Genomic DNA, 12788 nt, shown 5'->3' on the forward strand with positions numbered 1-12788 from the left:
CTACCACCTCCGCCTCTCCATGCTGAGCCCGAGCGCCTCCGTGGCCTGCCCGATGGTGTGGTACTGCCGCTCCGGGAGCGAGTGCAGCAGCTCCAGCACCTCGTCGGGCGCGTGCCGGTGTTCCGCGTGCCGCAGCAGGTCCTCCCTGGATGAGGGGAAAGAGGTGTCATTGACCCATTCGAAGAGCTCGGCGCCCTCGGTGTGCGGGGGGCCGCCGCCCCTCTCCTGCTTGCGCTCCCCATCAAGGTGTTCGGCGCTGCCACATTCCATGGTGGTCACTCCTCTCTAAGGCGACCTACCCCCGCTTTCATGGGCAAACATCGCGGCTGTGTACCCTGCCGAAGGTGTTCGATCCCGGTGTGAAAATCACCACCGCGCGGCTCGTGCTCCGGCCTTTCGGCGTCTCGGACGCCGACCGGATCCGCTCGATCGTGCAGTCCGGTGCCCAGTTCCTGCCGCCCGGCACCCCCGGCAAGGCGTCGGGCATCGCGCACTGGCTCAAGTCCGGCGTGCACGAGCTGCGCCGCTCCGGACAGGGCGTGCACCTGGCGATGGCCGACGCCGACGACCGCGTCGTGGGCGCCATCAGCCTGTTCAAGACCTCGTGGGGCGCGGGTACGACCGAGGTCGGCTACGGCGTGCACCCCCTCTACCGGGGTCGCGGGTTCGCGCCCGAAGCCGTACGCGGCCTGGTCGACTGGGTGTTCGCCACCACGGAGCTGCGCAGGATCGACCTGACGGCCAACCTCGACAACCTCGCCTCGCTGCGCGTCGCACAGAAAGCGGGCTTCACCTGGGAAGGCGTGCTCCGCGACGCCGCGATGGAGGACGACGGGCCGCACGATCTGGTGATGTTCGGCCTGCTGCGCGGCGACAGCCGCGCCCCCTCCGACACGCTGCCCCGCACCGAGCTGCGTACCCGGCGGCTGCTGCTCAGGCCGCCGGCCGAGGCCGACGTGGCGGACCTGGCGGCCACGGGCGCCGACCCGCTCACCCAGGCCGAGACCGGGCTGCCGCGCGGCTACACGGAGGCGGACGCCCGGGCGTTCATCGGCGCCGCCGAGCGGATCAGGACCAGGGGACAGGGGATCGCCTACGCCGTGACGGAGCTGGCCGGTGGCCGTTTCGTGGCGAACGTGGATCTCAGGGACGCCGACTGGGGAAACAGGTCGGCGGAGGTCGGCTACATGACCGCGCCCTGGGCCCGCGGTCAGGGGTACGCGGGGGAGGCCGTGCTGGCGATCGCCCGCTGGCTGTTCGTCACGCAGGGCTTCGGACGGCTGCAACTGCGGGCGGCGGTCAGCAACGTGGCCTCGCAGCGGGTCGCGGAGAAGGCGGGCTTCGTCCGCGAGGGTGTGGCACGCAACGCGCTCCATGGGCGTGACCTGGTCGTCTACAGTCTCACGCCAGCCGATCTGGCTTGACGGATCGCGCCGGTCCAGCGGGCAGGACGGGGTGGTTCGTGCGGACAGGCACACCGGACAGGCCTTCGTACCCTTTGTGAAACACCGCGGCACCCGTCACCCTTAGTGGTGAGGCGGTGGTGCGCATGATCACAGTGGTCGGGTGGGACGGATCGGAGCTGTCGGCCAGAGCGGTCGAGCGGCTGCGCGGGGCGACGCTCGTGGTGGGGCCGGACGCCATCATCGGGCAGCTCAGGCTGACCGCGCCGGTCGTGGCCGACGGGTCGCTGCTCCAGACCCTCGACAGCCATTTCGAACAGGGCGAGGGCGCCGCCGTGGTCGTCGCCGAGGGTGATCCCGGCTTCTTCGGCGTGGTGCGCAGGCTGCGCGCCCACGGGCTCAAGCCCGACGTACTCCCCGCCACCTCGCTCGTCACCCGCGCCTTCGCCTGCGCAGGCCTCAACTGGGAGGACGCGCTCGTCGTCGCCCCGGCCGGCCCGCACCAGCTCAACCGGGTCGTCAACGCCTGCCGGGCGCACCCCAAGGTGGCCCTGCTGGTCGCGCCCGGCGTCGGGCCCGGCGACATCGCCCGCGAGCTGGCGCCCACGACCCCGCGCGAGCTGATCGTCTGCGAGGACATCGGCGGACCCGACGAGCGGGTCACCCACAGCCGCATGGGCGAGGCCACCACCCGGCCGTGGAAGGACCCCGACGTGGTGCTCGTCATCGACCCCCTCCACCAGGCCAGGGAGCCCGGCTGGGTGGCGGGCGCGCAGCCGGGGCCGGCCGAATGGGCGCTGCCGTTCGCGGGCTCGATGCCGGCCGAGGTCAGGGCGTACATTCTGGCCAAGCTCGGCCCCCGGCTCGGCGACCTGGTCTGGGACGTGGGCGCGGGCTCCGGCGAGATCGCCGTCGAGTGCGCCCGGCTCGGCGCGGCCGTCGTGGCCGTCGAGCGGGAGGAGGCGGCCTGCGCCCGGCTGCGCGCCACCGTACTCGAACACGGCGTCAAAGTGGCCCTGGCCAGGGGACAGGCGCCGCCCGCGCTCGAACCGCTGCCCGATCCCGACGCCGTCTTCGTCGGCGGGGGCGGGGCGGACGTCATCGTGGCCTGCGCCGCCCGTCGGCCGCGCACGCTGGTCTGCGCGCTGAAGACGGTCGAACGGGTCGCCGCGGTGCTCGACCGGCTCCGCGAGCACGGCTATCGTGCCGAGGGCACGCAGATAATCGCCTCAAAGCTCACCATTCAGCCGGACGGATCGCATAGCCTGGCCGCGGCCGACCCTGTCTTCGTCGTACACGCGACCCCCTCGCGTGTGGCGTGACCTGTTTCAACCGGCACGCATCGGTTATCCTCGCGTGTCTTGCCTACGCACCGGAGATTCCCTCAATGAAGCCCCCGCTCCTGCTCATCGGGCAGGGCTCGAACGATGACGCCGACTCCGCCGAGTTCGGCAGGTTCGTCCACAGGCTCCGATGCCGCCTGGACCAGCGGGCCGCCGACGTCTCCGGAGGCTACCTGGAGCGCGCCACGCCACGGGTGAGCGAGTCCGTCGCCTCCCTGGTCGCCCGGGGACACCACCGCCTGGTGGCGCTGCCGCTGAGCCTCAGCCGGGTGGGCGCGGAGTTCCCCGCCGCCATGGCCAGGGTGCAGGAACGCCACCCGACCCTCATGTGCGACTACGGCCGCCCGCTCGGGCCCGACCCCCGCGTGCTCGCGCTGCTGGCCGAGCGCCTCAACGACGCCGCCACCGAGATGCCCAAGCTGCGCCCGCTGGAGCTGGTCGGCGGCCGGCCGCGGCTGCGGGCCGTCGACTCCGCGGCCACCGAGCTGCCCCTCCACGTCGAGCCGGGAGAGACCGCGGTCGTCCTGGTCGGCGAGGGTTCCACCGATCCGGCGGCCAACGCCGAGATCCACCGCGTCTCGCGGCTGTTCTGGGAGACGCACGCCTACGACTTCATGACGGTCGAGACCGCCTTCGTCTCGGTCACGCCGCCCGGGGTGCCCGGCGGGCTCGAGCGCTGCCGCCGGCTGGGCGCCAAGCGGGTGATCGTCGTCCCGTACCTGCTGTTCGCGGGCGGGATGCTGGAGCGCGTGTGGGCGCAGGCGCTGGCCTACGGCGCCGGCCACCCCGATCTCGACATCCGTTGCGCCGAGGTGATCGGCGACTGCGAGACCCTGGCCGATGTCGTCATCGACCGTTACGAGGAAGCGCTCCAACTGGTCCCGTGACCCCTACTCGGAGGTAAGCCGTGCTCGCTGAGACGCTCGCCGCGATTCGCCCCGCCGACCCGCGCGCCATCGCCGACGCTCGGGCCTACCAGGACCGCCTCACCAAGCCGCGCGGCTCGCTCGGCGCGCTGGAAGAGGTCGCGGTACGTCTGGCGGGCGCCGCGGGCACCACCCCGCCGCCCATGCCGGTCCCGGCGGCCCTGGCCATCTTCGCGGCCGACCACGGCGTCCACGCCCGCAACGTCACCCCGTGGCCGCAGGAGGTCACGATCCAGATGGTGGCCAACTTCTTGTCCGGCGGCGCGGTGGCCAACGCCTTCGCCAAGCAGGTCGGCGCGACGGTGACCGTGGTCGACGTGGGTGTCGCGGCGGACCTGCCCGACGCGCCGGGCCTGGTGAAGCGCAAGATCGATTACGGTACGGCCGACCTGGCCGCGGGGCCGGCCATGACCGTGGACCAGGCCGTACAAGCTCTGGAAGCCGGCATCTCGGTGGCCCGCGACCTGGTGGCGGGCGGCGCCCGCTGCCTGATCACCGGCGACATGGGCATCGCCAACACCACCGCCTCCGCCGCGCTGATCTCCGCCTTCACCGGCCGGGACCCGGCCGACGTGACGGGCCGGGGGACCGGGATCGACGACGAGACGCACGCCCGCAAGGTGAGCGTGATCCGTGAGGCGCTGCGCGTGAACGGCGTCAACTCCGTCATGTCCCTGCCCAACGACGCCCTGCGGGCCCTGGCCGCCGTGGGCGGGTTCGAGCACGCGGCGCTGGTGGGCTTCATCCTCGGTGGCGCCGCGGCCCGCGTGCCGCTGATCCTCGACGGGGTCATCGCCGGAGCGGCCGCCCTCGTGGCGGCGGCGCTCGACCCCGCCGCGCTGGACCACTGCGTCGCCGGGCACCGCTCGGCCGAGGTGGGTCACACCGCCGCCCTCGGCCACCTCGGCCTGCGCCCCATGGTGGACCTGGAGCTGCGGCTGGGGGAGGGCACCGGCGGGCTGCTCGCCTACCCGCTCGTCTGCGCCGCCGTACGCGTCATGCACGAGGTCGCCACCTTCGACTCGGCGGGAGTGACCGAAAAACACGTGTGATGATGGGGCCATGTCGAGATACGGCCCCATGTACGGGCCCGATGTCACCTTCCTCGGTGTCGAACGGTGCGATGTCGGCGACCCCGCGACGTACGCGGGGGCCGACGTAGTGATCATCGGGGCTCCGTTCGACGGCGGCACCTCCAACCGTCCCGGGGCCAGGTTCGGCCCGATGGCCCTGCGCCAGGCCTGCTACCTGCCGCACGACGGCTCCAGGCCCAGCCTGGCCCTGCGCGTCGACGCGCTGCGGGACCTGCGCGTGCTCGACGCGGGCGACGTCGAGTGCTACTCCGGCGACGTCGAGTCCTCGCTGGCCGCCATCGAGGACGCGGTCCACCGCGTCGCCGCCTCCGGGGCCGTGCCGCTGGTCCTGGGCGGTGACCACACGGTCGCGCTGCCCGACGCCAGGGGCACGTCCAGGGCGTACGAGCCGGGCCGGACCTCGATGATCCACTTCGACGCGCACGCCGACACGGGCAACATCGCCTTCGGCCACCTGTACGGCCACGGCCAGCCCATGCGCCGCCTCATCGAGTCCGGCGCCATCCGCGGCGACCGGTTCCTGCAGATCGGGCTGCGCGGCTACTGGCCGGGTCCCGAGACGCTCGGCTGGATGGCCGAGCAGAACATGCGCTCGTACGAGATGACCGAGATCGTCACCCGAGGGCTCGAAGAGTGCCTGACGGAGGCCTTCGGCATCGCGCTCGACGAGTGCGACCAGATCTTCCTGTCCGTCGACATCGACGTCTGCGACCCCGGTCACGCACCCGGCACGGGCACACCCGAGCCGGGCGGGCTGTCGGCCAGGCAGCTCCTCGACTCGGTCCGGCGGATCTGCTACGAACTGCCGGTGGCCGGTATGGAGGTGGTCGAGGTGGCTCCGCCGTACGATCATGCGGACATCACCGCGTTCCTCGGGAACCGGGTTATCCTTGAGGCGCTGTCAGCGATGGCCAGACGCCGGAAGGACGATAATGGCGGGCCCCGCTGGGATCCTCACCAGCCGCTTCTTGACGGCCGATAAATCTCTCGGTAAGACCCGGTAGGTTTACCTCTTAACACACCAAGCTTCGCGAACGGGAGATTCCCCAGCATGGGCCCCTACCTCCTCGGCCTGCGGCTTTCCGGGCGCCGGGTCCTCGTCGTGGGCGGCGGGCGTGTCGCGCAGCGCAGGGTGCCCGCGCTGCTGGAGGCAGGCGCCGAGGTCACCGTGGTGTCCACGAGTGTCACGCCCGCGCTCGACGACCTGATCGCCTCCGGCCGGGTCACCTGGCACGCCCGCCCCTACGAGGTCGGCGACTGCGACGGAGCCTGGCTCGTCCAGGCGTGCACCGACGACAAGTCCGTCAACACCGCCGTCGCGGCCGAGGCCGAGGCCAAGCGGATCTGGTGCGTGCGAGCCGACGACAAGGACGCCTCCGCCGCCTGGACGCCCGCCTCCGGTCGGGTGGACGAGATCACCGTGGCCGTGACCGCCGGTGGCGACCCGCGCAGGGCGGCCGGCATCAGGGACGCGGTCGTGGGCGCGCTGCGCGACGGCACGGTCGACGCCCGCCGCAGCCGCACCAAGCCCGTCGGCGTGGCCCTGGTCGGCGGCGGCCCCGGTGATCCCGGGCTGATCACCGTGCGCGGCCGGCAGCTCCTCGCGCAGGCCGACGTCGTGGTCGCCGACCGGCTCGCGCCCCGCGCCCTGCTCGACGAGCTGGCGCCCGACGTCGAGCTCATCGACGCCGCCAAGGTCCCCTACGGCAGATCGCTGTCGCAGGAGACCATCAACGAGTTGCTCGTCGACCGGGCCAGGCAGGGCAAGTTCGTGGTCCGGCTCAAGGGCGGCGACCCGTTCGTGTTCGGGCGCGGCGGCGAAGAGATGATCGCCTGCGCCCAGGCGGGCATCCCGGTGCTCGTGGTTCCCGGCATCACCAGCGCCGTGGCGGTGCCCGCCTCGGCCGGGGTTCCGGTGACGCATCGCGGGGTCAGCCAGGAGTTTCACGTGATCTCCGTGCACGTCGCGCCGGACGACGCCCGGTCGACCGTCGACTGGCCGGGGCTGGCCCGTTCGCAGGGCACGCTGGTGCTCATGATGGCCGTCGAGAGGCTGGCGAAAGTGGCCGAGGCACTCCTGAGAGATGGACGCCCTCCGGAGACTCCCGTAATGGTGGTACAGGACGGTACTCTTCCGACCCAGCGGGCGGTTGTGGCTCCACTTTCCAGCGTGGCCGACCGCGTGTCCGCGGCTGGTATACGGCCGCCGGCGATCGTCATCGTCGGCGACGTCGTACGGGTCGGCCAGGAGGTCGAGATGGTCAGAGCGGAGCGTCTGCCGTGAACACGGCCATGGATGACGGGCGGCAGGAGTCGCCTGGGGAGCAGACGTTGAGCTTCCGCGCCTTCACGGACGAGTCCGCGGCGCCGCCGGCGGCATCCGCTGCTGACGAGGAGGGCCCGGTCCCGGCTTCGGCCTCGGCCGGCGAGCCGGCGGATTCCGGGGCGTCGCCGTCCGGCGACGAGCCGTCTGACGAGGGCGACAAGCCCTCTGATGAGCCTGAGGCGCCGTCTGACGAGCCTGAGGCGCTGTCGGACGAGCAGCCATCTGCCGAGCCCGAAGCGCCGTCGGACGAGCAGCCCTCTGATGAGCCTGAAGCGTTGTCGGATGAGCCTGAAGTGCCGTCCGATGAGCAGCCGTCTGGCGAGCCTGAGGCGCTGTCTGACGAGGAGGCTCTTGGCGGCGCCGAGGCGTCTTTCGACGAGGAGCCCTCGGGCGATGCCGAGGCGTTGTCGGAGGCTGAGGCGTGGGCCGAGTTGATGGAGTCGGCCGCGTTGTCCGATCCCGGGGGCGGTGAGCCTGCGGATGACGACCTTCGCCTCGCCGATGACGAGCCTGAGGGGCCGGCGGCTGTCCGCCCGGAGCCGTCCGCGTGGCACTTCCCGGACCCGCAGGCCGAACAGGGCTCGGACGACTCGCGGACCGGACAAGTCTCGGATGCGCAGGCCGTACACGCTGAGCCCGTGGAACCTGCAGCTCCTGCGCGGCCCGTCGGCGCGGAGCAAGCCGCAGTTGAGCGGCCCCCCGTCCGGCGGGTCGAGCCGCTGCCTCCCGAGATGGTCGCCGCGCTGACGGCGGCGCTCGACGCGCTCCGCGAGAGCGTGACCGACCTGCGGTTCGGTCTGGACCTGCCGGGCGCGGCCGAGGCCAGGCAGGCCCGTGCCGACCTGCTCGCCCAGCTCAAGGACTACGTGCTCCCGAGAGTACGGACGAACACCGCGCCCGCCCTCATCGTGGTCGCGGGCTCGACCGGCGCGGGCAAGTCCACGCTGGTCAACTCCCTCGCCGAGAAGAACATCTCCCGCACCGGCGTACGACGGCCCACCACCGGCATCCCGGTGCTGGTCTGCCACCCGGACGACCGCCAGTGGTTCACCAAGGGCGACCTGCTCGGCGGCATGCGGCGGATCGACAAGCCGTCACCCGAGGACGGCATCGGCAGCCTGGTCGTGGTCGCGACCGAGAAGCTGCCGCAGGGCGTCGCGCTGCTCGACACCCCCGACATCGACTCGGTCGTCGAGGAGCACCACGAGATCGCCCACCGCATGCTCGACGCCGCGGACCTGTGGATCTTCGTGACCACCGCCGCCCGCTACGCCGACGCCCCCGCCTGGAACCTCCTGCGGCTGGCCAAGGAGCGCGGCGCCCGGCTGGCCATCGTGCTCTCACGTGTCCAGCCCAAGGCGCGTGAGGTCGTACTGAAGCACTTTGGCCGGATGCTCAGCGAATACGGCTTGGGCGAGGTCGACCGGTTCGTCATCGGCGAGACGAAGGTCGTCGACGGCCGGCTGCCCGATCATGAGATGACCGATCTGCGCCTCTGGCTGGCCGAGCTCTCCGTCGACGAGGACCGTCGCGCGCAGGCCGTACACGAGACGCTCAACGGTGTGCTCGACAGCTTCCGCACCCGCGTCCCCGCCCTGGCCAGGCATCTGGAGGGGCAGGTCGCGTTCCGCACCGAGCTGCGCGCGGACGTGGAGGCCGCCTACATGAGCGCGCTCGCCGAGATCGACAAGGCGACCAGGAACGGCATGCTCGTCCACGGTGAGGTGCTGGCCCGCTGGCAGGACTTCGCCGGGTCCGGCGACCTCATGCGCACGATCCAGTTCCGCAAGCGGGGCAGGTCGGGCAGGCAGGCGCCCGAGCGCGTCACGGCGTTCCGCGCGGCGCTGCGCGCCGGTCTGGAGTCGGTGATCGTCGCCGCCGCCCACCGCGCCGCCGAGGAGGTGGTCGCCCGCTGGCGGCACCGCTCGGAGCTGGGCGGCACGATCGGCGCGGGCCTCGAACGACCTTCCGACGAGCTCGTACGGCATGCCACCCGGGCCATCGCCGCCTGGCAGGAGCACGTCACGGAGCTCGTACGCACGGAAGGTGTGGCCAAGCGGTCGGTGTCCAAGTTCGTCTCGTTCGACGCCGACTCGCTATCGTTGATCTTCATGGTTGCGATGTTCAGCGGCGGCACCGTCGAAGGCGTGCCGCACCGGCTGGTCAATGCCCTGCTCGGCGCCGAGTCGCTGCGCGGCATCGGCGCCAAGGCGCTCAGTGACCTGCGAGCCAGGATCGGCATGCTGTTCGACGAGGAATCCATGCGTTACGTGCAAGCGCTCGACTCGGCCGGGATACCCGACGAGTCCACCGCGACCCGCCTCTACCAGGCGACGTACAACCTCGAGGTCGCTCGATGACCGCCGTCACCACCAGGCCGGGCCTGGCTCCGCGGCTGACCGCCCTGACCAAGATCGTTGAGCTTGGCCCCGGCCGGCTCGACCAGAAGGTGCTCTCCGAGGCGAGCGCGCTGCTGACGCGGGCCGGCGACCGGCTCAAGCTGTCGTCGGAGCACACCGTGGTCGCCCTCGCGGGTGGCACCGGCAGCGGTAAGTCGTCGCTGTTCAACGCGATCTCCGGGCTGGAGCTGTCGCCCACGGGCGTACGCAGGCCCACCACGGCCCGTACCCACGCCTGCGTGTGGGGGCTGGAGGGCGCCGCGCCGCTGCTCGACTGGCTGCAGATCCAGTGGCGCCACCGCTTCGCCCGCGCCAGCGCGCTGGACAAGGGTGAGAGCCAGCTCCACGGGCTGATCCTGCTCGACCTGCCCGACCACGACTCGATCCGGGCGCTGACCGACACCGAGGCCGATCGCCTCATCGGCCTGGCCGACCTGGTGGTGTGGGTGCTCGACCCGCAGAAGTACGCCGACGCCTCCACGCACCGGCGCTACGTCACCGACCTGGCCGGGCACGACGCGATGACCGTGTTCGCGCTCAACCAGGCCGACAAGCTGTCCACCGAGGAGCTCGCCGAGCTGGTCATCGACCTCAACGACCTGCTCCGCCGCGAAGGCGTCGAACATCCCAGCGTGGTGCCCACCTCGGCGGTCAGCGGCCGGGGCATCGACAGCCTCAAGAGCGTCATCTCGGGCGCGGTCAGCCGGCGGCGGGCGGCCATCCACAAGATCGAAGCCGACCTGCGCAGGCTGGAGCGACGCCTGACCGAGACCATGCCGGTCGGCGAGGCCCTGTCCGCCCCGGCGTCGGTCGACGAGGCTCGCAGGCTCGGCCTGACGGACGCGCTCTGCGACGCCGTGGGCGTTCCGGCCGTGGGCGAGGCCATGGAGAACGTCTACGCCGAGCGGTCGAGCCGCTGGGTGGGCTGGCCGTACCCGCGCTGGCTGGCCAAGTTCCGTCCGGACCCGCTCAAGTCACTGCGCCTGGAGGATGTCAGCGACGAGATCCGCGGCATCACGACCGGCTCGGTGAGCGCGCAGGCCGCCGAGGTGTCCAACGCCGTCCAGGCACTCGCCGACGGGCTGACGGTCGGGATGCACCCGGTGTGGCGTACGGCGGTGCACCGCGCGGCCCGCTCCCGCTCCAGCCAGCTGCCCAAGGTACTGACCGAGGACCTCACGGAGGTCGCGCCCGAGCTCGACCGGGTGCCGGGCTGGTGGCGGATACTCAAGATCTGGCAGTACCTCCTGGTCGGCGCCTTCATCGGCGGGCTCGCCTGGCTGGCGGTGGGACTGACCGTCCCCGGCCAGCTCCCCGCCTCCCTCCAACTGCTCGGCGACAGCGCCGCGCTGCCCTGGGTGGGGCTGATGATGGCCTCCGTACTGGGGTTGGGGGCGCTGTCGGGCATCGCGTCACGCAACTTCGTCGTGCTCGGGGCGTCGAGGGAACGCGAACGCCTGGAACGGGAGATGCGCCGACGGGTGGCCGCGGTGTCGGAGACCATGGTGGTGGAGCCGGTGGAACGCGAACTGGGCCGGCACCACGCCTTCTACAGCGCGATGCGTGGGCTGTCCGGCTGACTCGTTTGTAGGCTGGGCGGCTTTTCTCTCATGGCGCTGAGTGTGGTCGGCCTTCAAGGCGCTGTGCGTGGTCGGCTTTCGGAACGCCTCGCCTGGCCTGGCCTCTTTCCCCGGGCAGCTGTCTTGGGGCAGCCTCGTGCACGGGCAGTTACCACAAGGGTGGCTTTCTCCACAGGAAGCCGTCCCAGAGATGGCCTCGTTCCACGGGCAGCCACCTCAGAGGTGGCTTGTCCCATGGGCAGTCACTTCAGCGGAATCTGGCGTGGGACCCCGGGCGTTTACGCCCGGGGGAAACGACAGCGCGGGAGGGTCTCCAGGCCCGAGCGGTGCCGTGACAGCCGGTCGTGTGGGCGGATCAGTCCGGCCGTTTCTGGTTGTCGATGTACTCCTTGATGATCGACGGTGGGGCGCCGCCGCAGGAGGCGCGAAGTAGGACGGGGACCAGAAGTGCCCGCCCCACAGATGTTGGCGCATGTGCGGGCCGGACTCTTTGCGCAGGAGCCGGGCCGAGACGCCCTTGAGGGAGTTGACCAGGACCGACAGGGCCACTTTGGGCGGGTAGTGGACCAGCAGGTGGGCATGATCGTGTTCGCCGTTGAACTTGACCAGGACGGCGCCGAAGGTGTCGCACACCTCGATCATGATGGCTTCACAGCGGCGCAGCATCTCCTCGGTGAACACGTTCCGCCGATATGTGGAGATGAAGACCACATGGGCGTGGAGGCTGTGGACGACGGTGCGTGGCCCTGCGGATATCGGGATCGGGTTCCCCTCGCGGCGACATGGACAGAGCGATAGTGTGTTCGATTGTGAGGCTGGTGGTGCAGGTGAAGCTGCTGCCGACGCCTGAGCAGGCGACGGCGCTGGAGGCGACCCTGCGCGCGGTCAACGCGGCCGCCTGCCAGGTCTCCCGCCAAGCCCACACCCTGCGCACGTTTCGCAACTATGACCTGCGTAAGCACACCTACACGCAGATCAAGGACGGGTACGGGCTGGCCGCCCAGCACGTCATCAAGAAGGTCGCCGACGCCTACGCCACCCTGCATGCCAACATCCGAGCCGGGAACCTGGGCAAGGTGGGCTCTGCCCGCCGGGTACGGGCCGAATCCACGCCGATCGCCTTCCGCGCTGAGGCCGCCCAGCCGTTCGACGATCGCTGCCTGTCCTGGCAGATCGACGCGCGGACGGTGTCGATCTGGTCGGTGGCCGGGAGACTGAAGAACCTGAGATTCACCGCCTCCGCCGAACAGCTCAAGACCCTGTCGGCACACCGCAAGGGCGAGTCCGATCTGCTCTACCGGGACGGCATGTGGTTCCTGATCGCCACCTGCGACCTGCCTGATGCCCGCGTCAAGGACCCGGAGGCTTTCCTGGGGGTGGATCTGGGCATCGTCAACATCGCCACCACCAGCGACGGAGCCCGGCACAGCGGCAAGGGGCTGAACGCGGTCCGGCACCGCCGGCGCGAGTTGCGCCGCCGGTTGCAGGCCAAAAAGACCAAGTCCGCGAAACGGCTGCTGAGGAAACGCCGCCGGGCCGAGGCCCGGTTCGCCGCCAACACCAATCACGTCATCGCCAAGCAGCTCGTGACCGAGGCAGAACGCACCGGCCAAGGGATCGCCCTGGAAGACCTCCAGGGCATCCGGGACCGGGTACGGCTTCGCAAGCCCCAGCGGGTCACGCTGCATTCCTGGAGCTTCCACCAGCTGGGAGCGTT

The 12788-nt window shown here is 71.2% G+C and carries 10 protein-coding genes and 1 pseudogene; 9 read left to right on the forward strand and 2 right to left on the reverse strand.

The window, feature by feature from the left end; translation table 11 throughout:
- Complete coding sequence (locus AB0B61_RS54015) at window positions 1-270, reverse strand: DUF2795 domain-containing protein (protein ID WP_358449520.1); 270 nt, start codon at window positions 268-270, stop codon at window positions 1-3.
- A gap of 74 nt (window positions 271-344) precedes the next feature.
- Between AB0B61_RS54015 and AB0B61_RS54020 the strand changes: the two genes are divergently transcribed.
- The 8 genes from AB0B61_RS54020 (at window position 345) to AB0B61_RS54055 (ending at window position 11071) form a co-directional block, all read left to right on the forward strand.
- Complete coding sequence (locus AB0B61_RS54020; RefSeq protein WP_358449522.1) at window positions 345-1424, forward strand: GNAT family N-acetyltransferase; 1080 nt, start codon at window positions 345-347, stop codon at window positions 1422-1424.
- Between the two features lie 125 nt (window positions 1425-1549).
- Window positions 1550-2725, forward strand: coding sequence for an SAM-dependent methyltransferase (locus AB0B61_RS54025; protein WP_358449524.1), 1176 nt, complete (start codon window positions 1550-1552; stop codon window positions 2723-2725).
- Window positions 2726-2790: 65 nt separating this feature from the next.
- On the forward strand, window positions 2791-3633 hold the full coding sequence (locus tag AB0B61_RS54030; RefSeq protein WP_225292508.1) for a sirohydrochlorin chelatase: 843 nt from the start codon (window positions 2791-2793) through the stop codon (window positions 3631-3633).
- 20 nt (window positions 3634-3653) lie between these two features.
- Window positions 3654-4724 (forward strand): nicotinate-nucleotide--dimethylbenzimidazole phosphoribosyltransferase, encoded by a 1071-nt coding sequence (gene cobT, locus AB0B61_RS54035; RefSeq protein ID WP_358449527.1) that lies wholly within the window; start codon window positions 3654-3656, stop codon window positions 4722-4724.
- Window positions 4725-4734: 10 nt separating this feature from the next.
- Window positions 4735-5748, forward strand: coding sequence for an agmatinase (speB, locus tag AB0B61_RS54040; protein WP_358449529.1), 1014 nt, complete (start codon window positions 4735-4737; stop codon window positions 5746-5748).
- Between the two features lie 69 nt (window positions 5749-5817).
- Entirely contained in the window at window positions 5818-7050 is a 1233-nt protein-coding gene (gene cobA, locus AB0B61_RS54045; protein WP_358449531.1) for a uroporphyrinogen-III C-methyltransferase, read from the forward strand.
- Window positions 7047-9452: a dynamin family protein gene (locus tag AB0B61_RS54050; RefSeq protein WP_358449533.1), complete on the forward strand. Its 2406-nt coding sequence runs from the start codon at window positions 7047-7049 to the stop codon at window positions 9450-9452. Before cobA ends, AB0B61_RS54050 begins: the two co-directional genes overlap by 4 nt.
- Window positions 9449-11071, forward strand: coding sequence for an ABC transporter (locus AB0B61_RS54055; RefSeq protein WP_358449535.1), 1623 nt, complete (start codon window positions 9449-9451; stop codon window positions 11069-11071). Before AB0B61_RS54050 ends, AB0B61_RS54055 begins: the two co-directional genes overlap by 4 nt.
- A 355-nt stretch (window positions 11072-11426) precedes the next feature.
- On the opposite strand, the pseudogene tnpA reads toward AB0B61_RS54055, so the two are convergent.
- Window positions 11427-11833, reverse strand: a pseudogene (gene tnpA / locus AB0B61_RS54060) (IS200/IS605 family transposase).
- A gap of 47 nt (window positions 11834-11880) precedes the next feature.
- Between tnpA and AB0B61_RS54065 the strand changes: the two are divergent.
- Window positions 11881-12788 (forward strand): transposase (locus AB0B61_RS54065; protein WP_358449537.1); only part of this gene is annotated, 908 nt, incomplete at its 3' end.

This window comes from Nonomuraea sp. NPDC049158 (assembly GCF_040648335.1).
Taxonomy (GTDB): Bacteria; Actinomycetota; Actinomycetes; order Streptosporangiales; family Streptosporangiaceae; genus Nonomuraea.

Coding starts and splice junctions, on each gene's coding strand:
- AB0B61_RS54015 (WP_358449520.1), bottom strand. CDS start 270: ATGGAATGTGGCAGCGCCGAACACCTTGATGGGGAGCGCAAGCAGGAG.
- AB0B61_RS54025 (WP_358449524.1), top strand. CDS start 1,550: ATGATCACAGTGGTCGGGTGGGACGGATCGGAGCTGTCGGCCAGAGCG.
- AB0B61_RS54030 (WP_225292508.1), top strand. CDS start 2,791: ATGAAGCCCCCGCTCCTGCTCATCGGGCAGGGCTCGAACGATGACGCC.
- speB (WP_358449529.1), top strand. CDS start 4,735: ATGTCGAGATACGGCCCCATGTACGGGCCCGATGTCACCTTCCTCGGT.
- cobA (WP_358449531.1), top strand. CDS start 5,818: ATGGGCCCCTACCTCCTCGGCCTGCGGCTTTCCGGGCGCCGGGTCCTC.
- AB0B61_RS54055 (WP_358449535.1), top strand. CDS start 9,449: ATGACCGCCGTCACCACCAGGCCGGGCCTGGCTCCGCGGCTGACCGCC.